18 protein-coding genes and 1 pseudogene are annotated in these 18,336 nt (G+C 61.8%); 14 read left to right on the forward strand and 5 right to left on the reverse strand.

All coding sequences use genetic code 11. The features are described from left to right. Positions 1-866 precede the first annotated feature (866 nt). From CQ13_RS43700 to CQ13_RS32610, 3 genes and pseudogenes are all read left to right on the forward strand, one after another. Positions 867-1,052 carry a hypothetical protein gene (locus CQ13_RS43700; RefSeq protein WP_156434045.1) on the forward strand — a complete coding sequence of 62 codons (186 nt, stop codon included), beginning with the start codon at positions 867-869 and terminating at the stop codon, positions 1,050-1,052. A 525-nt stretch (positions 1,053-1,577) separates the two neighbouring features. After that, a pseudogene (locus tag CQ13_RS32605) lies at positions 1,578-2,280 on the forward strand (radical SAM protein); the annotation flags it as partial. A 294-nt stretch (positions 2,281-2,574) separates the two neighbouring features. Further along, entirely contained in the window at positions 2,575-2,850 is a 276-nt protein-coding gene (locus CQ13_RS32610; RefSeq protein WP_057846894.1) for a hypothetical protein, read from the forward strand. Positions 2,851-3,052: 202 nt separating this feature from the next. Here the strand turns inward: CQ13_RS32610 and CQ13_RS32615 are convergent, their stop codons facing one another. The 4 genes from CQ13_RS32615 to CQ13_RS32630 form a co-directional block, all read right to left on the reverse strand. Next, positions 3,053-3,250 carry a hypothetical protein gene (locus CQ13_RS32615; protein WP_057846895.1) on the reverse strand — a complete coding sequence of 66 codons (198 nt, stop codon included), beginning with the start codon at positions 3,248-3,250 and terminating at the stop codon, positions 3,053-3,055. A 240-nt stretch (positions 3,251-3,490) separates the two neighbouring features. After that, positions 3,491-4,324, reverse strand: coding sequence for an N-acyl homoserine lactonase family protein (locus CQ13_RS32620; protein ID WP_057846896.1), 834 nt, complete (start codon positions 4,322-4,324; stop codon positions 3,491-3,493). A 2-nt stretch (positions 4,325-4,326) separates the two neighbouring features. Then, a complete protein-coding gene (locus CQ13_RS32625; RefSeq protein ID WP_057846897.1) occupies positions 4,327-4,707 on the reverse strand; it encodes a carboxymuconolactone decarboxylase family protein in 381 nt (126 codons plus the stop codon). Positions 4,708-4,754: 47 nt separating this feature from the next. Further along, positions 4,755-6,098 carry an MmgE/PrpD family protein gene (locus tag CQ13_RS32630; RefSeq protein WP_057846898.1) on the reverse strand — a complete coding sequence of 448 codons (1,344 nt, stop codon included), beginning with the start codon at positions 6,096-6,098 and terminating at the stop codon, positions 4,755-4,757. A gap of 183 nt (positions 6,099-6,281) precedes the next feature. On the opposite strand from CQ13_RS32630, the gene CQ13_RS32635 reads away from it, so the two are divergent. The 11 genes from CQ13_RS32635 to CQ13_RS32685 all read left to right on the forward strand — a co-directional run bounded on the left by CQ13_RS32635 (position 6,282) and on the right by CQ13_RS32685 (position 17,704). After that, the gene (locus CQ13_RS32635; RefSeq protein WP_057846899.1) at positions 6,282-7,175 is read left to right on the forward strand and encodes an NAD(P)-dependent oxidoreductase; all 894 of its coding nucleotides are present in this window, start codon (positions 6,282-6,284) and stop codon (positions 7,173-7,175) included. A 32-nt stretch (positions 7,176-7,207) separates the two neighbouring features. Beyond that, positions 7,208-8,602: an MmgE/PrpD family protein gene (locus CQ13_RS32640; protein ID WP_057846900.1), complete on the forward strand. Its 1,395-nt coding sequence runs from the start codon at positions 7,208-7,210 to the stop codon at positions 8,600-8,602. A 103-nt stretch (positions 8,603-8,705) separates the two neighbouring features. Further along, positions 8,706-9,656, forward strand: a complete 951-nt coding sequence (locus CQ13_RS32645; protein WP_245309480.1) for a branched-chain amino acid ABC transporter permease — start codon at positions 8,706-8,708, stop codon at positions 9,654-9,656. A gap of 2 nt (positions 9,657-9,658) precedes the next feature. Continuing rightward, positions 9,659-11,431 carry a branched-chain amino acid ABC transporter ATP-binding protein/permease gene (locus CQ13_RS32650; protein WP_197427518.1) on the forward strand — a complete coding sequence of 591 codons (1,773 nt, stop codon included), beginning with the start codon at positions 9,659-9,661 and terminating at the stop codon, positions 11,429-11,431. Then, positions 11,418-12,125: an ABC transporter ATP-binding protein gene (locus CQ13_RS32655; protein ID WP_057846902.1), complete on the forward strand. Its 708-nt coding sequence runs from the start codon at positions 11,418-11,420 to the stop codon at positions 12,123-12,125. The genes CQ13_RS32650 and CQ13_RS32655 overlap by 14 nt, the downstream gene beginning before the upstream one ends. A 25-nt stretch (positions 12,126-12,150) precedes the next feature. Then, a complete protein-coding gene (locus CQ13_RS32660) occupies positions 12,151-13,410 on the forward strand; it encodes an ABC transporter substrate-binding protein (protein WP_057846903.1) in 1,260 nt (419 codons plus the stop codon). A 41-nt stretch (positions 13,411-13,451) separates the two neighbouring features. Then, on the forward strand, positions 13,452-14,672 hold the full coding sequence (locus tag CQ13_RS32665) for an ABC transporter substrate-binding protein (RefSeq protein ID WP_057846904.1): 1,221 nt from the start codon (positions 13,452-13,454) through the stop codon (positions 14,670-14,672). 35 nt (positions 14,673-14,707) lie between these two features. Continuing rightward, a complete protein-coding gene (locus tag CQ13_RS32670; RefSeq protein ID WP_057846905.1) occupies positions 14,708-15,091 on the forward strand; it encodes a carboxymuconolactone decarboxylase family protein in 384 nt (127 codons plus the stop codon). 17 nt (positions 15,092-15,108) lie between these two features. After that, positions 15,109-15,879, forward strand: coding sequence for an SDR family oxidoreductase (locus CQ13_RS32675; protein ID WP_156434046.1), 771 nt, complete (start codon positions 15,109-15,111; stop codon positions 15,877-15,879). Between the two features lie 79 nt (positions 15,880-15,958). Beyond that, a complete protein-coding gene (locus tag CQ13_RS32680) occupies positions 15,959-16,675 on the forward strand; it encodes a GntR family transcriptional regulator (protein WP_057846906.1) in 717 nt (238 codons plus the stop codon). A gap of 51 nt (positions 16,676-16,726) precedes the next feature. Next, complete coding sequence (locus CQ13_RS32685; protein WP_057846907.1) at positions 16,727-17,704, forward strand: tripartite tricarboxylate transporter substrate-binding protein; 978 nt, start codon at positions 16,727-16,729, stop codon at positions 17,702-17,704. Between the two features lie 94 nt (positions 17,705-17,798). On the opposite strand, the gene CQ13_RS43705 is transcribed toward CQ13_RS32685, so the two are convergent. Further along, positions 17,799-18,317: a zinc ribbon domain-containing protein gene (locus tag CQ13_RS43705; RefSeq protein ID WP_156434047.1), complete on the reverse strand. Its 519-nt coding sequence runs from the start codon at positions 18,315-18,317 to the stop codon at positions 17,799-17,801. Positions 18,318-18,336: the final 19 nt, after the last annotated feature.

Raw genomic sequence — 18,336 nt, forward strand, 5'->3', positions numbered from 1 at the left:
TTATGCCTAAGCACAGCCGCGACATAGAATTACTTTGTCAAAATAATGATCTAAGAGTACAATATAAAGAGCTAATTCGCTTGCGAGCGGAAGTCGCCGGCTTGCTCTTTCCTTTGAAAAGATCGCTACCTCGCAAACTTAGGATTGGTCGCAGCAATCGGTCGGCAGCACGAGCAGTACAGCGAAGCATGCGGCCAGCGTCCTGTGCACCCATCCTGCTGCTAATGCCGGGGCGTAATGCTACATAGACCGCACTGTGCCATGGTCATTCGTGAAGGCCTCTGCTCCGGCGCCCGGTCGGCAGCTATTGCGTCGGATTCGGCCCTACTGAAGCCGCCCATTCAACTTCACGCTGACGTCTAATTCGGCCTCCGCCATTAGCACGGCGCGCCGTTCATGCCGGCGAGAGCTATAGCCAAGGCGTTCTCGTTGCCGGGCTTTCCGACCTCAGTTTCACCTCGTCTCTCGAATTCTGCGGAATTGCGTTTTGTTGGTCGGCATCGGCCCGGAACGAAACGGCGTCAGCGATCTGCCCCCTCCGCGACACCATGCGAACACCAGGGCTTGGAGAAAATCGCCGCAGGGGCTGCATAGACAGCACCGGCGACTGGCACGGCTTCTGGTGTTTAGGTGCCGCTGGGATTTAATCGGTTCAGTTTAGAATGAAAATGCCATCGGACAAGTAATTTGATACCGGCGGTTTTGTAACAGAGCAGCGGGCGCATTCTTGTCCCGGAGGCGACGAGAAACGTCCTCCGAGGTATTTTCCGCCCTAAGTGAACCTGAATGCAGACTGTCACGACCAAGAAAGAATAGCCTGATATTGTCTTGATATTGTCAGGTGTGTGCGGGCGTAGGGGTGCAACATGAAACAGCCGGTTGAAGTACGGACACATCGTCTTTTGCAAATCTCGACCGATCTTCACAGCCGAATGGCTGAAGTTCAGAAACTCAGAGAAATGGTGCGATCAGCGGAGGCGGCAAAGCGCGGCCAAGAGCCGGTCCATCCAGCAGCCGCCCTGCCTCCGATCAGCAATGAGTTCCGCGTCTGAATAAGTGACTAGGGATTGCGAGACTTCGGCGGCCCGATATGCTCGACGGCTGATTGAGAACCTACGCTTGAGCTCGGCTCTTTTGGCCTTCAGCTTCGCGCAGAGGACGTCTAGCATTAATCCGCGGAGCGCAAACAATTCATCGATCGTCATAGATTCCCAGTGAGACCTCCAATCACTCTTCATAATGCGACTCTCACGATAATGAGCAGGATCGATTTGAGATATGATCGGGAGAACTGCGAGGTGTAGAGGGGGTGACGAGCGGAATCAGGTAGATTCTAGCTACTCCATCTCCTCCAGCTCAGGAGCGTTCCATAGCGATGCTGCCAGAATGATAAGAGAAGGCGTCAACGCTAACATACCTCCGAACGCCATGGCTTGATTGCTCCCAACTCACCACTAGCAATCTAAACTTAATTCGGAGTTGAAAGTTCCATTTGCGCAATCGGTAGCCGGTACAAGGCCTTTGTGCGATGCGGCGCAGGGCGCAGTTCTGACCTTTTGCTTTTCTAGGCCGTCCAGATCGGTAGTCCCTGTCTCGTCTTCGCGACCTATGTAGCGGGTCTGCGCACTGAAGCGCATCTTGTCGCCGAGACGATCGGCCAGAGAATGCCGATCTCGCATGTTCACTTCGGCGGCGGTGCGCCAACGATCATGTCTCCCGAGGCGTTCGTGGACCTCATCGGTGCGCTACGCTATTCGTTTTTCGTGCTTCCCGACGCCGAGATCGCCGTGGAAATCGACCCGCGTACGCTGACAGAGCCGATGACGGAAGCGCTCGGCTACTGCGGCGTCAACCGCGCGAGCTTGGGCGTCCAGAGTTCGACCCGCGGTCCAACGCGCCATCAATCGGCTGCGGAGCTTCGAACAAACCGCAGCTTCCGTCGAGCGCCTGCGCCGGGTGAGCGTCCGTCGGATCAATTTCGACCTGCTCTACAGGTTGCCGCTACAAACAGTAGAATCGTGCCTCGGCACCGTCGCCAGATGCGTCGAGCTTCGGCCGGACCGCTTTTCAGTGTTCGGCTATGCCCATGTTCCCTCGTTCAAGAAGCATCAGCGCAAGATCGCGGAGGACTCTTTGCCCGACAGCATCGAGCAGCACCTCCAGTCCGAAACGATCGCGGAAGCCTTGCTGGACGCAGGCTACGTCCGCATCGGCCTCGATCACTTCGCGCTTCCCGGCGACAGTATCGCCATCGCGAAGCAGGACGGCAGGCTGAGGCGCGCAATCGTCGACCACTCACGGATCAGAGCCTCATCGCCGACGGCGCTGTGACGATGGTCGATGATCGGCTTTCGATCAGCGATGGCGCCGAATTCCTGGTTCGGAACGTCGCGTCCGGCGTTCGATACCCATCTTGCCCATTCCGCAGCGACGCATAGCCGCGCGGTCTGACCCGAATGTGCAGCGCAACAGCGGTGGCAGCATCCCCCGCACCAACAAGCGCTCGGCTGCCCCGGTGGAACACTCTGCGCCCCGACCCGTTCTCTTCGATTACAATGAGGAAGGAACTGTCACATGATGAAAATCGCTATTGCCGTGGCGGCAGCCGCAGCGGTGCTGACGACTACTCCGACTGTCACTCCGGTCAAGGCCCAAGGCGTCGACGTTCAGGTCGGGCGGGACCGCGACTACGATTACGATAGAGACCATCGCCGACGCTCCGGCACCACAGTAGGCGTCGGCCCAGGCGGTGTCACCATCGGTCCGGGACAACGCTGTCGTACCGTGACCACCACAGTTGAAAGAGACGATGGCCGCATGATCAAACGCAAGGAGCGCCGCTGCGACTAAAGGCGACGCAACTGACGTCGGGCCTCTAACCATCGCTCAACTCGGAGCGGGCGAGTGATGACGCTTGCGTCGCTATCATCTTATGCGCACGCGTTCTCCGATCGGCGCATTTCGTTTGACAACCAAAGCATTGTTGCCCTACCCAGACTCGTAGGGCGCGTTGGAGAACAGGGCCCTCGCTGCGGGGCGATGTCCTCTCCGATCAAGTCTTGGCCTTCTGATCCGAGGCCGCCTCGCGGGCCAGTCGCTCTGCTTTCAATCGCTCCCGGTTTGCATGGAGCGCCTGTTGGGCGCGTTGATACTCGGAAAGTGCTACTTTGGCGTCCACGTCTCTGAACACCTTTCGAGCTTCCCGTTCGGCCGCGGTTGGCGTCCTCCGCTCGGATATGCGATCGCTCATTTGCTCCTCCTTCGGTCGCAAACGGTCCTCGCGCCAAGTGCGCGCATCAGGACCGCCAGCCTAGGTGGTAGGTTTTCCTCCGGCTTGAATTTTGGGGGGTGTGCCAGAGGCAGGGATTCGACGCCTGACGAACCCGTTGGTTCCATTCTGCCTTGGCGGCTTCAAGTCGCATGGCCGGTGCCCCCGAACGGCTGAGCGCTCCTTGACAGTCGTAAGGCTGAGCCATCGGTCGATGCCAGGCTAATGCCGCAAAAGAAAGTCGGCGCGAACGGGCGCGGCGGCTGATGGCGGCACATCAAGCCGCACGGCGACGCCCTCGAGCTGCGGGCCTGGGGGCGGATAAAGCTTCATCACGAGCGGATCGTGCCCTGGAACGATATGGCTTTCGTCCGGCGCAAGTGCCAGCAGGCGGTCGAAGCCCTCCAGCATTTCGCCGATGTGGAGCGCGGTCGTAAACGGACGTTCAGCAGCCATGTTCTCGTAAAAATGGCTGACATCGGAGGCGAGTACGACAAATCCTCGGCGGGTCTTAACCCGAACGAACTGGAGCCCGGCGGAATGGCCGCCGGCCGCGTGTATCGTAAGCCCGGGAGCGAGCTCGGCATCGCCATCATAGAATAAGACACGCCGCGCATAGTTCAGCCGTACAATCCCGCAGACGTCATCGACCTCGAATGAATGCGATAACCTCGGATATCGCATAAAGCGCCCCGTGGCGTACGTCAGTTCGCGCTCCTGCAGATGGAAGCGCGCGTTGGGGAAGCGGTCGAAATTGCCGACATGGTCGTAGTGCAAATGTGTCAGGATGACATCCTCGACCTCGGTCGCATTGATGCCGAACGCGCCGAGCGTCTCCACCGGGCAGCGCAGGAACGTCCTCTTTCGCTTCTTCGATACTTCCGCGTTGAATCCGGTATCGATGACGAAGGTACGACCCCCGCCCCTCGCCACCCACATGAAATAGTCCATTGGCATTGGCCCATCATGCGGATCGCCACCGATGAAATGCTCGCTCCGCCGCGCATCGCGAGTAGCATAACGGATGGCAAAGAGTTCGTATTCCTGCTCGGCCATGGTCAGGATTTCGTTTCAACTTCGTTGAATGCCTCCCGCGCGTTTCGGAACGCATCTATCCCTGAGGGAATGCCGCAATACACGGCGACCTGAAGCAGAATCTCCTTGATCTCGTCCTTGGTGAGGCCGTTCTTCAGCGCTCCCTTGACGTGCAGCTTCAGTTCGTGGGGCCGGTTCAGCGCTCCCAGCATCGCCAGATTGACGATGCTGCGGGTGCGGCGGTCGAGTCCGGGCCGCGTCCACAACGCCCCCCAGCAAAACTCGGTCGACCACTCCGCCATCGTCCGGGTGAATTCGTCAGCGCCTGCGATGGATTTGTTGACGTACTCTTCGCCAAGCACTTCCTTGCGGACCTTCAATCCCTTATCGAACAACTCAGTCATCGTCGGTTCCTTCCATTGTGTGAGTACGGTCTTCCAAGAAGCGCGGCTCAGCCATGCGTCCTCATCAGGCTCGAGACGTCGGCCAGCGTGTCGAGACGCCAAACGTCGTCGATGATGCGATCGATATCCCAATCGCTTCCACCTAGCCGCGCGCAATCGCGCAACTTCGCTTCGATATCGCCATCCGACAACGGGTCGGCAAGACTGCCCTTTGCAGCCATCACAATCTCGCTAAACGTCTCTCCGGACGTCAGTTGGATCGTGACGCGCGCGGCGCCATCCGGAAGCGACGCGTCAAGCACCGCCCCTACCTTCTGACGCAAGGCCGCGATGTCAGGCCGAAATACGACCGCGTCCGAGAATTCGGCGACACCGGCAGCACCCAGCAAGAGCGCGCAGGCGGCGCAATGGTGAATGCTGACGCGTGCGTCGCGTTCGTTGCGAACCGGACGGTCGCCGCGCGCCAGCAGGAGCGCAGAGCCCTGCACCGTGATGAAGCCGATATCATCGACACGCCGGTGCAATTCTGCCCGCAACTTGAAGCAGGCATCGATCACGGCATGGAACACGATACCCGCCGGATAGGGCTTGTAGGTATTCTTCGCGATCTCCCAAGTCCTGCCGAGACCACCCGTCAGGCGCCCGACATCGGGCTCGTCTCCCATGGCGCGAGCCCAGCCGAGCCGCCCTTCAATGGCCCGCGGCGAAGCGGAATAGCCCTCGGCCGCGAGCAACGCCGCGAACAGGCCATTGCGCGCCGCATTGCCGACGCTGACATTCTTGGCCGCGGTCGGGAGATTTTCGACAATCCCCGCGGACTGACTGGCCGCAATTCCGATCGCATCTGCGATCTGGCCTGCCGAAAGCCCGAGCAACCAGGCACAGGCTGCGGCGGCGCCAAACACCCCGCAGGTCGATGTGATATGCCAGCCACGCGCATAATGTCCCGGGGATACTGCGTTGCCGACGCGGCATTCGACTTCCACGCCGAGAATGAATGCGGTGAGAACGGCTTGTCCCGAAAACCCTCGCGCTTGCGCCAACGCCAGCACGGGCGCTGCGACCGGCGCCGCTGGATGAATAATCGTATCGAGATGGGTATCGTCGAAATCGAGCAGATTGGCCGAAATGGCGTTGACGAACGCCGCGCCCATCGCATCGAGCCGTTCCCGACGGCCGATGATCGCGGATGTCGCAGCGCCGCTGAATGGCAATAGCGTCCGCACCGCGCCGGTAACGGCAGGATCATGCGCCGACCCTAGCGCGGTCGCGAAGAAATTCAGGATCGAGCGCTTCGCCTCGTGACTTTGCGCCGCGACATCCGTCCACGCGGTGCTGGCAACGAAATCGGCGAGCGTTGTGCTGGCGCCTTGCGCTTCATCCTGCCGCACGGAGCGAATTCCTCGGACTCGTTTTTTTCGACCCTATTCCGGCGCACCGTGTCGTGTCGATAGGAATCTTATGCTTGACAGATTGACTGACAATCCGGACATTCTACGAAACGCGGCCGGGAGCCCTGCCGCAACAAGAACAACGAACACCCGCCCTAAGGCGGTGCGACAGGGAGCGAGACGATGGCGGGAGAGACGATCGGCTTCGTGGGAACGGGCCGCATGGGCGGGCCGATGGCCGGGCGACTGATGGATGCCGGCTATGCCCTGTGCGTCTACGACACACAGAGCGAGGCCAGCAAGCCGCTCGTCGAGCGCGGGGCGCGCCTTGCAAAATCGCCTGCCGAGGTTGCCTCGTCCGCAGATATCGTGCTCGCGAGCCTGCCGACCCCCGACATCGTCAAGGCCGTCGCGCTGGGGCCTGACGGAATCATTGCGGGAAACCGCGCCCGCATCGTGATCGACCTGTCCACCAGTGGCCCCGGTGCGGCCAAGCTGATCGCAGAAGGATTCAAACCCAGAAACCTGACGCTGGTGGATGCTCCGGTCAGCGGCGGCATCAAGGGCGCGGTGAACGGCACCCTTGCGGTCATGGTGTCATGTCCCAAGGACACCTATCAGACGGTGCAGCCGATCTTAAAACACTTCGGAAAGCTGTTTTATACCGGCGACAAGCCGGGCACGGCGCAGACCGCAAAGCTCGCCAACAATCTGATGGCGGCAGCCGCCCTGGTGATCACGTCGGAAGCGGTTGCGATGGGCGTCAAGGGCGGTGTCAACGCCAAGGTGCTGATCGACATCATCAATGCCAGCAGCGGCCGCAATAGCGCATCCGAAGACAAGTTCCCGCGCGCCGTGCTTCCCGGCACGTTCGATTTCGGCTTCACCACCGGCCTTTCTTACAAGGACGTGCGGCTTTGCATCGATGAGGCCGAGGCCATGGGTGTGCCGATGGTGTGCGGATCCGTGGTTCGGCAGATGCTTGCCATCACCAACGCCAAATATGGCGCGTCATCCGATTTCACCTCGATCGCGAAGGTCCTTGAAGAGTGGGCCGGTGTGGAAATGCGCGGCTAAGATTTGGAAAAGCCGAGCGAGGAACGATTGCAGTGACAATCGGGTCGAGTGGATCGAACGAGGCGCCTCTGGCGCGGCAACTGGCCCGCGCTTCGCTCGCCGTCGATTTCGTCCGATTCGAGGAAAGCGTCGTCGCCAAGGCCAAGATTTGCCTTCTGGACTTTCTCTCCTGCGCATTCGAGGCGCGTCATCCGTGGGGCCGTCAGGCGATCGGCATCGCACGCCACACCGAGAACGGCGCAACCATCATCGGGACAAGCAAGCTTGCGACGCCGGGCGACGCGGCCTTTGCCAATGCGACGCTCGGCCATGGCTTGGTGCGTGAAGACATGCACGCTGCCAGCATCTGCCATCATGGCGTCGTGATCTGGCCGACGCTGCTCGCTCTGTCCGAGCGAACGCCGCTGTCTGGCCTCACCCTGCTCGCCGCTGCGATCGTCGGCTATGAGGCCGGCGCGCAGATCGGGCGCGCCCTCTTCAACGCCGATCTGGCACGCCTCTATCGGCCGACAGGTCTTGTTGCACCGCTGGGAGCGGCCCTCGCGGCAAGCCGTGCGCTGGGTCTCACCGAAGATGCAGCGACGAGCGCGGTTTCGATTGCCGCCAATACATCGTCCGGCCTGAACGAGTGGCCGCATGCCGGCGGCTCGGAGATGTATTTCCATCCGGGCTTTGCCGCCCGCAACGCCATCGCAGCGATTGAACTGGCGGAAGCCGGCGCCTGTGCCTCGGAAACCATCCTCGAAGGCGAAGCTGGATTGTTTGCGGCCTACCGACGCCGGGCCGCGCCTGCCGGCATTCGGCTGTTTGCAGGCTCGGAGCCCGAAATCATGGCGGTCTACAACAAACCGGTGCCTGCCTGCAATTTTGCGCAAACCGCCGCGCAGGCCGCGTTGCGGGCGGCTCGTGAGATCGAGGATCCGGAAGACATCGAGGCCGTTTCGATCCACGTTCCCGAAGCGGCGGCGCGCTATCCCGGCTGTGATTCCCGAGGGCCTTACCGGAATGCGCTGCAAGCCAAGATGAGCATTCCCTTCAGCGTCGCCGCCGTGCTTGCCCGCGGCGCCATCGAAGAGAACAACTACGCAGAGATCAATGATCCCAGAATCCTGCGTCTGGTCGAGCGGACCGAGCTGCAACGCGATTCCGCCTTCACCGCCGCGTTCCCGGCGCAGCAGGGCGCCGAAGTCTCGATCGGCCTGCGTAACGGAAGGACGATCCGGCGACGCCTCGACAATGTCATAGCGGCCACGCCGCAGAAAATCCGCACCCGCTTTCGGCAGGCCGCCACGGACGCCATCGGCGGCAATCGCGCGCGCGGTCTGGAGGAGCTTGTCGACGGCTGCGAACGGCTCCCGGACAGCGGCGTCATCGCCAAACAGTGCCGGCTTGAACCAGCGGAGCGGCTGCTCCGGCCAGCATCGTGATGATTGGGAACACGAAAATGGGGGATGCAATGAACAAACCGGAGCCGACGATGCCGGCAGCAAGCCCAGGGCCAACGTACTTCCCTGTGATGCGAGGTGAGCGGTGACCGCAGCGCTGGAAGGCTTTCTGCAGGCCTTGACCGCCGGACTTCTGATCGGTGCGGTCTATGGCCTGATGTGTGTCGGGCTCGGCCTGATTTTCGGGGTCATGCGGGTCATCAACTTCGCCCAGGGCGATTTCATGATGCTCGGCATGTATGCGGCGTTCTATTTCTTCACCGCGCTCGGCGTGCAAGCCACTTTCGGCAACACCTTTGGGCCGTTCGTGGCGATTCTCCTTGCCGGTCCAGTGCTCGCGGTGTTCGGTTACGCGATCCATCTCGTCCTGATTTCGCGCGTATCGGGCACGCGCACCACCTCCCTCGAGGGTGAAGGTCACTACGCCCAGCTCATTCTGACGCTTGGGATCGCGCTGATCCTGCAGAACGGCGGCCTGATCGTGTTCGGTTCGGTGCTGGCGTCGATCCGCACACCGCTGTCGAGCTCGGCCTGGGAGCTCGGGCCGCTGCTCAATGACATCAGTGTCTTCGTCAACAAGGCGCGCGGCATCGACGCCGTGGTCTCGCTGGTAACGATGATCCTGCTGACACTGTTGATCACGCGATCGCGGCTCGGAAAGTCGCTGCGGGCCGCAGCCGACAATCCGACGGCGGCAACCTATATGGGGATCGACGTCGATCGCGCGCACCGCGTTGCCTTCGCGCTCGGCACAGGCATTACCGCGATTGCCGGCGGCCTGCTCGCCACCAACTATCCATTTCATCCCTTTGTCGGCGTCGAATACGTCATCGTCATGTATGCCGGCGTCGTGCTCGGCGGCATGGGCAGCATCATCGGCGCCTTCTGGGGCGGCATGACTATCGGCCTGGTGCAACAGATGTCGACGCTGGTGCTGCCGACGCAACTGCAGAACGCCGCGATCTTCGTCGTCTTCCTCCTGATCATCTTCTTCCGTCCGCAAGGCTTCTTCGGGCGCATGGTCGAGAGGACGTGACGATGCAGAACCTGCGATCGCTCCTCCCCATTCTGATCTTCACAGCGCTCTATGCCGTGCTGTCGCTGAGCGTCACCAATTCGTACTACCAACTGGTGATGACATTGGTGCCGGTGTGGGCGGTGTTCGGCCTGTCCTGGAATCTGCTCAGCGGATACACCGGCCTGATCTCGTTCGGCCACGCCGCGTTCTTCGGAATTGGCGCCTACACCACTGCGCTCGGCCAGATCTATTTCGATCTTTCGCCGTGGATGCTGATCCCGATTGCGGCCATGCTCGGCGGCATCGCCGGGTTCCTGATCGGATTTCCAACATTCCGGCTGTCGGGACACTACTTCGCGCTGGCGATGCTCGCCTATCCGCTCGCCATTCTCTACGTGTTCGAATGGCTCGGCTTCCAGGAAGTCACGTTGCCGATCAAGCGCGACAATCCGATCGCCTACATGCAATTTGCGGATCCCCGTCTCTACACGTTGCTGGCGCTCGCCATGATGCTGGCGACGATCCTGCTCACCCGAGTGATCGAAAAATCGCGGTTCGGCATGGCGCTGCTGGCGATCAAGCAAAACGAAGCCGCGGCCGAGGCAGCCGGCATCAACACGCTCGCCTGGAAGCTGCGCGCCATCACCCTCAGCGGAGCGATTGCCGGGGCAATCGGCGGGTTCTATGCCGTCGTGCTGCTGGTGGTGACCCCGCAATCGGTGTTCGGCATGCTGGTTTCCGCGCAGGCGCTGACGGTCGCCATGTTCGGTGGGGTCGGAACGGTCTGGGGACCGGTGATCGGCTCGGTGATCCTGATCCCGCTTGCCGAAACGCTCAACGCCGAGGCGGGCTCGCGCTTTCCCGGCATTCAAGGCGTGATCTTCGGCCTTGCGATCATATCCGTCATCCTGGTTGCGCCAGAAGGACTGTTCTGGAAACTGCGCGATTTCTTCCGGAAGCGAGTGACCTCACCCGCTGTAGCGAGCCCGAGCGCGCCAGTTCAGCCTGCCGCGACCATCGCCAAGCCGTCCCGTCCGGAACGATCCAGGGGCGCGGGTGAAGTGGTGCTCGACGTCCGCAACCTGTCGCGGTCCTTTGGCGGGCTGAAAGCCGTCCAGAACGTCAGCTTCAAACTGCGGCGTAACGAGATCCTTGGAATCATCGGTCCGAACGGCGCCGGAAAGACCACGCTGTTCAACCTGCTGAACGGATTCCTGCGACCCGGCACCGGCGAGATTCTCCTCGACGGGCGCGACAAGTCAGGCCGCAAGCCGCACGAGCTCTGCGAGGCCGGTATCGGCCGGACCTTCCAGATCATGCGCCCGTTCTTGCGTATGTCGATTTCGGACAATGTCGTGGTGGGCGCCTATGTCCGCGCCAGGACGGACGCCGAAGCGAGGCGGCTGGCGACCGAGGCGATCGCGCGTGTCGGTCTGTCCGACATTGCCGACCGGATTGCCGGCGAGCTCACGACCAAGGAGCTACGGCTGATGGAACTGGCCCGCGCGCTCGCCGGGCAGCCTCGAATCCTGCTACTCGACGAAACACTGGCAGGCCTCGGGCATGACGAAGCCAACGAGGTCGTGGCGGTGATCCAGCGTCTCGCCCGCGACGGCATGACGATCGCGATCATCGAGCACACCATGCAGGCCATGGTCCGCCTGGTCGACAGTTTCCTCGTTCTCGACCATGGCGCCGTCATTGTGGAGGGCGAGCCGGAAGCCGTCACGCGCGACAGCCGCGTCATCGAGGCCTATCTCGGCAAGAAGTGGGTGGCCCATGCTCCACATTGAAGGGCTGACCGCCGGCTATTCGGCCATTCCAGTTCTGAACGGCATCTCGATCAAGGTCGAACATGGCCAGTTCGTCGCCATCGTCGGCCCGAACGGCGCCGGCAAGACCACGCTGTTCAAGACGATCTCCGGAATCGTGCGGCCGAGCGCCGGTACGATCACCTTCGAGGGGGCCGACCTGTTGTCGGTTCATCCCGCGCGACGGCCCCATCTCGGCATCGCCCATGTTCCCGAAGGTCGCCAGGTTTTTCCCTCGCTCACCGTGATGGAGAATCTCGAGATGGGCGCGATGACCGAAGCAGGCCACCGCGACTGGAAGCGCAACATCGAGCGCATCTTCGAATGGCTGCCCGTGCTCGCCGAGCGCCGCGACCAGTTCGCGGGAACGTTGTCAGGCGGACAGCAGCAGATGCTGGCGATCGGCCGGGGATTGGCGTCTTCGCCAAAACTTCTGATGCTGGATGAACCTTCGATGGGCCTCGCGCCCACGGTGGCCGATTTCATTTTCGAACGGCTGATCGAGATTCGCCGGCAGTCGAAGCTGACAATCCTGCTGGTCGAACAGCGCGTGGCGGAAGCACTGGAATCTGCCGATCACGGCTACGTCCTCGAAGCCGGCCGCGTCGCGCTCGAAGGCAACAACGAAACCTTGCGCGCGGACGACCGCGTGCGCAAGGCCTATCTCGGCATGTAACAAAAACAATCCATTGGGAGGAAAAATGAGCCAGCAAAGAGAAGCCAACAAGGCATCCAAAAAGTCGCTCACGCGCCGGACCGTGCTTTCCGGCGCGGCCGCCATGGGACTATCAACGATCGCGCGGGCGCAAGCGCCGGCCGACGTCAAGGTCGGCCTGATCGTGCCGCTTTCCGGCATCTATACCCGCCCCGGCCAAGTCATGCGCATGGGCGCGGAGATGGGCGTCGAGCACATCAATGCACAGGGCGGCATCAAGTCGCTCGGCGGCGCCAAGCTCAAGCTGGTCGTGATCGATTGCGGCGATACCACCGAAAAGGCCAAGAACGCCGCGCAGCGCATGGTGGCGCAGGAAACCGATCTGGTCGCCGCGACCGGATCATATCTCAGTTCCTTCACGCTGGCGGTGACCGAAGTCACCGAACGCGCCGAACTGCCGATGCTCACGCTCTCTTATTCGGATCTGCTCACCGAGCGTGGCTTCAAATACATCTTCCAGACCGCGGCACCCGCGAGCCGGCAGTCGGAACTTGGCCTACCCGAGCTGATGAAGCTCGCCGAGAACGCATCGGGCAAGCGTCCGAAGAAGGTCGCGATGCTGATGGACAATACGGCGACGTCTGTTGCGACCGCGAAGGCGCTGAAGGAGAAGATCTTCGCGCAGGAAGGCCTCCAGTTGATCCTGGAGGAAGTCTGGACACCGCCGCTTTCCGACGCCACACCGCTGATCCAGAAGGTCAGGTCGACCCGTCCCGACCTGCTGCTCTTCATGCCCAATGCAGTATCCGACGCCAAACTCGGTCTTGAGAAAATCAACGAGTTCGGGCTGGGCCAGGGCAAGATTCCCACCGTCTCGTTCTCGATCACGATCGCCGAACCCGACATGCTGCAAAGCGTCAGTCCCGAGGTCGTCCAGGGCATCATGACGGTCGTCGCAAACTGGGGTTCGAAGGGACATGAGGAGCTGATCGCCGAGCTCAAGGCCAAGTACAAGGAGCCCTGGATGACGCAGAACGTCATCTCGACCTATGGCGACATGTGGCTGATCAAGCTGGCGCTCGAGAAGGCCGCCAAGGCCGATCGACGCGCGGTCGCGGAAGCGTTCCGGACAATGGATGGCGGTCCTTCGAAACACTATCCCGGCGGCCAGTTGAAGTTCGACGAAAAGGGCCGTCGCGTTGGCGCCGGCGTGGTGGTCGTGCAGTGGCAGTCGGGTGTGCCCGTCACCGTCTACCCGCCTGATCTCGCGCAGGCGGCGCCCTTCTGGCCGAAGAAGTCTTCCTGATCTGAACAAGCCTCTTTCGAGATTTTCAAGGAGTCATTGTCATGAGCAAGATTACGCGACGAACGCTGCTTGCCGGAGCCTCAGTCGGACTAGTGGCGCCCCGTGCATGGGCGCAAGCACCATCTGAAGTGAAAGTTGGATTACTGGTGCCGGTCTCCGGCCTCTATGCACGGCCGGGACTGGTGATGCGCCATGGGGCCGAGATGGCCGTGGATCACATCAACGCGCAGGGCGGCGTGAAGTCGCTCGGCGGCGCCAAGCTCAAGCTGGTCGTCCTCGATTCCGGCGACACCACGGAAAAGGCGAAGAACGCGGCGCAGCGCATGGTCGCGCAGGAGCCAGACTTGGTGGCGGCGAGCGGCGCTTATCTGAGTTCGTTCACGCTCGCGGTCACCGAAGTGACGGAGCGCGCCAATCTACCGGTCCTCACCCTCTCCTACTCCGACCTGATCACCGATCGCGGTTTCAAATACGTCTTCCAGACGTCTGCGACCGCCGGCTCACAGGCCAAGCAGGCCCTGCCGCAAATCGTGAAGCTTGCGGAGGCCGCTTCCGGCAAGAAGCCCAAGACGGTTGCGATCGTGACCGACAACACCGGTGCATCGGTCGCATCGGCGAAGTCGATGCGGGAAGGCCTGCTCGCCGAAAACGGGCTGCAACTGATCGTCGACGAAACCTTCACCCCGCCGCTCGCCGACGCCACCTCGCTGGTTCAAAAGGTCCGAGCGGCAAGGCCTGACCTGCTCTTCTTCCTGCCGACCGTGATTTCCGACGCAAAACTGCTGCTCGAGAAAATGAACGAGTTTGGCCTGGGACAAGGCAAGATCCCGACCATTTCGTTCGGCATCGCCATCGCCGAGCCCGACATGCTGCAGACCGTCAGCCCGGAATTGCTGCAGGGCGTGCTCACCTGCGTCGCGAGCTGGGGCGCCAAGGGCCACGAGGCGCTGATTGCCGAGCTCAAATCCCGCTACAAGGAACCGTGGATGACGCAGAACGCGATCTCCACTTACGGCGACATGTGGATCATCAAGGACGCGCTGGAGAAGGCCGGCAAGGCCGACCGGGTCGCGGTCGCCGACGCGTTACGCTCCATGGACGGCGGCCCCTCAAAATATTACCCGCTCGGCGAGATCAAATTCGACGAAAAGGGCCGCCGTGTCGGCGCCGGCATGACCATCGTGCAGTGGCAGTCCGGCGTACCCGTCACCGTCTTTCCGCCGCAACTGGCCTTGGCCCAGCCGTTCTGGCCCAAGAACTAGCTAGCGCTAATGGCAAACCCGCAGGGAAAATCGTCATGGACAAGGCAACCTACGACCGGGGACTCAAAATTCGCAAAAGCGTTCTCGGCGAGGAATTCGTCGACAAGGCCATTGCGACGGCCGATGATTTCAATCGTCCGATGCAGGACCTCACGACGGAGTACTGCTGGGGCTATGTGTGGGGCCGTGACGGCCTTTCGCACAAGACCCGCAGTTTCCTCAACCTCGCAATGCTGTGCGCGCTCAATCGCCCGCACGAGCTCAAGACTCACGTTCGGGGCGCCCTGACCAACGGCGCCACCCGCGAGGAAATACGCGAGGTGTTCATGCAGGTCGCAATCTATTGCGGCGTGCCGGCCGGCGTCGACGCCTTTCGCAATGCGCGGGAAGTCTTCGCCGAGCTGGATCAGAAGACGTAACCGGAGCCGCAACCGCGATGCTGAAGGGAAAGCGGGCACTCGTGACCGGCGCGACGGCAGGACTGGGACTTGCCGTGGCGGAAAGCCTTGCCAGTGCGGGCGCCAACATCATCCTTCATGATCTCGTCGAACCGAAAGCGACGGCAGACCAGCTTCGGTCTCGCTTTGATGTCGAGGTGACGAGCGTTGCCGCGGACCTGTCGCAGCGCGCATCCATCGAAGCCATGATGGCCGATTTGCTCGAACTGGGCGCGATTGACATACTGGTGAACAACGCCGTGGTCCGGCATTTCGCGCCGGTCGAGAATTTCGTACCGGAGCGATGGGACGAAGCGCTGGCCGTCAATCTGTCGGCGCCGTTTCACCTGATCCGTCTGGCATTACCTGCGATGAAGGCGCGCAATTGGGGCCGCATCATCAACATGGCCTCGATCTACTCGACCCGCGCCATTGCCGACCGCATCGACTACGTGACGACCAAGACCGCCGTCCTCGGCATGACCCGGGCCGTCGCAATCGAGACGGCAACGAGCGGAATCACCTGCAACGCGATCAGCCCGGGCACCCTCCCGACGCCGGCGATCCAGCGAAAGATTGCATCGATTGCAGCCGACGAAGGCCGGGCCGTTGATGAGACGACGCGCGACTATCTGGCGGCGCGCCAGCCGAGCGGACGGTTCATCGCCATGGAAAGCGTCGGAGCGATGGTTGTCTTTCTCTCCAGCCCGGCTGGACAGGACATTACCGGCGCGACCCTGCCGATCGATGGAGGCTGGGCCGCCGCATGACCACGAATGTCCGTTGCGGAGATGATGATTCTGCCCGTAAATCGCTATTGAACCGATGCCGGTACCAGGGCGGTAGACGATGAACAAACGCGATGAACTGCAATTCACGCTTCGAATCGAGGACGTTCCGACCGTTCGCTCGATGGTCGCGCAAAAGCTGCGCGAAGCGATCATGTCGGGAAGGCTGAAGCCGGGCCAGCGCCTGGTCGAACGGGAACTTTGCGAGATGATGGGCGTGAGCCGGCCGTCCATCCGCGAGGCGCTCCGGGTGTTGGAGGCGGACGGTCTCGTCAATACGGTCCCTCACCGCGGTCCGGTGGTCAGCACCATCAGTCTCGAGGAAGCAAAACAGTTGTACGCGGCGCGCGCCGTGCTCGAAGGATTTGCCGGCCGTGAATGCGCCCGTCTCCGCGATCCGGACGTGGTGCGCAGAATCGGGGAAGCGCTGGCGCGGCTGAAGACGGCATTCGCCGAGGGCGATTTGACTGCCGCCCTGGAAGCCAAGACGGATTTTTATGCGGCAATGATTGGCGGCTGCCAGAACGCCTTCATCGAGCGAATGCTCAGACCGCTGCACGACCGCATTACGCTGCTGCGAATTACTTCGATGTCGCATCCGAAACGTATCAACAAGAGCTTGCGCGAGGTCACCGCGATCTGGCGCGCGATCCAGAATGGCGATCCCGACCTCGCCGAGCAGTGTTGCGTCGACCACGTCAAGGCGGCCGCGGTGGCCGCGCTCAGCATGATCGAGCAATCATCCGCTCAAAAGGAAAAAGCAGTGGCGGAGGAATAGCCGGTCCCAGCCACGGCTTCTCGACAGACGGACGGCAGATAGGAAATTGCAATGAAGTTCTTCAAAACGATGTTGCTGTTGCTGTTGCTGTTGTCGTTGCAGGCGCCGCCGGCTTTCGCACAGGAATACCCGAACCGGCCGATCACCCTCGTCGTTCCGTTCTCGGCCGGCGGACCTGGCGACGTGATCGCACGGCTGCTTGGAACATCGATGAGCGCGACGCTGAAGCAGTCGATCGTCATCGAGAACGTCGTGGGCGCCGGCGGCACGCTCGGCACCAATCGCGTCGCCAAGGCAACGCCGGACGGCTATACGCTGCTGCTGATGCATGTCGGCCAGGCGACTGCACCGGCGCTCTATGCCAAGCTGCCGTTCGATCCGATCGGCGATTTCGCGCCGATCGGTCTCGTCACCGACGTTCCGATGCTTCTGGTGGCGCGAGCGAATTTTCCAGCAAGGGACCTGAAGGAACTTGTCGCCTATGTGCGTGCTCAAGGCGACAAGGTCACCTACGGCAATGTGGGCCTCGGCTCCGCCTCGCATCTGTGCGGGCTGATGTTCATGAACGCGATCGACGCAAAGCTCACTCCGATCTATTACAAGGGCGGCGGACCGGCGCTCAACGACATCATCGCCGGTCACATCGACGTCTATTGCGATCCTGCAACCGGACCGACGCCCCATATCCAGGCCGGTACCATTCCGGGTTATGCGATTACCAGCAAGAAACGGGCTGCGACTCTGCCGAACGTGCCGACCGCGGCGGAGGCCGGCGTACCGGCGTTCGACGTCACCACCTGGTACGGAATGTATGCGCCGCGCAACACGCCCAAGCCCATCGTGGATGCGCTGGTCGCCGCCTTGCAAAAGGCGCTCAAGGATCCGCCGCTGGTCAACCGCTTCGCCGAGCTGAGCATGACGCCGGTCGAACAGGAGCAGGCCACGCCGGCGGCGCTCGATGCCTTCCTTCGGGCCGAAACTGCCAAATGGTCGCGCATCATCAAGCAGGCAGGTATTGAGCCCCAATGACCCAACTCCCGTCAGCCTTCAATCGCAGGGTAGGCCGGCTCATCATGCAAAACGGCTAGGCCGCATCGCAAAGACATTGGCGCCCTATCGCGCGTCATCGAGAACTACTGGGCGGGGCGCCGAGGATGCGGAGCAAATCGGGATCGTTCTGCAGGGTGTGAGCGCCAATCCCGAGGCCCCCGAGCGCGTAGACGCCGATCGCAATCCCGCCGACGGCCCAATACCCCGTGGCGATTCCGCCGGCCCCGAGGCCCAGCGCCAGCGCCATTCCAACGATGCATACGATGCCGAGGCTGATGCCGCCGAACGCCACCAAGCCCATCGCAACCCCACCAAATGCGGCGAAGCCGACCGCGATATTGCCCACCGCAATGATGCCGCGGGCAGGCCTGAAGCCGACGAGCCACGTCGGGCCGAGCATGACGTGGATGAGCGGCAGACCGAGCAGAATTGTCTGTGACTTGTATTCATAGAAGTACGGCGGCCGTCCTGCCCACGCACCGCTCGCCGCTGTTGCGGAACTTCGTTCCTGCAAAGGCCTGCCGCATTCGGGACAGGCCGTCGCCTGTTCGCTGATCTCCCGGCCACAATCCGCGCACCGTACCAAAGTCATCTTGGCATCTCCCGCATTC

The organism is Bradyrhizobium retamae, assembly GCF_001440415.1.
GTDB lineage: Bacteria > Pseudomonadota > Alphaproteobacteria > Rhizobiales > Xanthobacteraceae > Bradyrhizobium > Bradyrhizobium retamae.

Bases quoted from the DNA above. Each gene is read 5' to 3' on its own strand.
- CQ13_RS32655 (WP_057846902.1), top strand. From the start codon at position 11,418: ATGCTCCACATTGAAGGGCTGACCGCCGGCTATTCGGCCATTCCAGTT.
- CQ13_RS32685 (WP_057846907.1), top strand. From the start codon at position 16,727: ATGAAGTTCTTCAAAACGATGTTGCTGTTGCTGTTGCTGTTGTCGTTG.
- CQ13_RS32675 (WP_156434046.1), top strand. From the start codon at position 15,109: ATGCTGAAGGGAAAGCGGGCACTCGTGACCGGCGCGACGGCAGGACTG.
- CQ13_RS32650 (WP_197427518.1), top strand. From the start codon at position 9,659: ATGCAGAACCTGCGATCGCTCCTCCCCATTCTGATCTTCACAGCGCTC.
- CQ13_RS32670 (WP_057846905.1), top strand. From the start codon at position 14,708: ATGGACAAGGCAACCTACGACCGGGGACTCAAAATTCGCAAAAGCGTT.
- CQ13_RS32625 (WP_057846897.1), bottom strand. From the start codon at position 4,707: ATGACTGAGTTGTTCGATAAGGGATTGAAGGTCCGCAAGGAAGTGCTT.
- CQ13_RS32635 (WP_057846899.1), top strand. From the start codon at position 6,282: ATGGCGGGAGAGACGATCGGCTTCGTGGGAACGGGCCGCATGGGCGGG.
- CQ13_RS32665 (WP_057846904.1), top strand. From the start codon at position 13,452: ATGAGCAAGATTACGCGACGAACGCTGCTTGCCGGAGCCTCAGTCGGA.
- CQ13_RS32680 (WP_057846906.1), top strand. From the start codon at position 15,959: ATGAACAAACGCGATGAACTGCAATTCACGCTTCGAATCGAGGACGTT.
- CQ13_RS32610 (WP_057846894.1), top strand. From the start codon at position 2,575: ATGATGAAAATCGCTATTGCCGTGGCGGCAGCCGCAGCGGTGCTGACG.
- CQ13_RS43700 (WP_156434045.1), top strand. From the start codon at position 867: ATGAAACAGCCGGTTGAAGTACGGACACATCGTCTTTTGCAAATCTCG.
- CQ13_RS32615 (WP_057846895.1), bottom strand. From the start codon at position 3,250: ATGAGCGATCGCATATCCGAGCGGAGGACGCCAACCGCGGCCGAACGG.
- CQ13_RS43705 (WP_156434047.1), bottom strand. From the start codon at position 18,317: ATGACTTTGGTACGGTGCGCGGATTGTGGCCGGGAGATCAGCGAACAG.
- CQ13_RS32660 (WP_057846903.1), top strand. From the start codon at position 12,151: ATGAGCCAGCAAAGAGAAGCCAACAAGGCATCCAAAAAGTCGCTCACG.
- CQ13_RS32620 (WP_057846896.1), bottom strand. From the start codon at position 4,324: ATGGCCGAGCAGGAATACGAACTCTTTGCCATCCGTTATGCTACTCGC.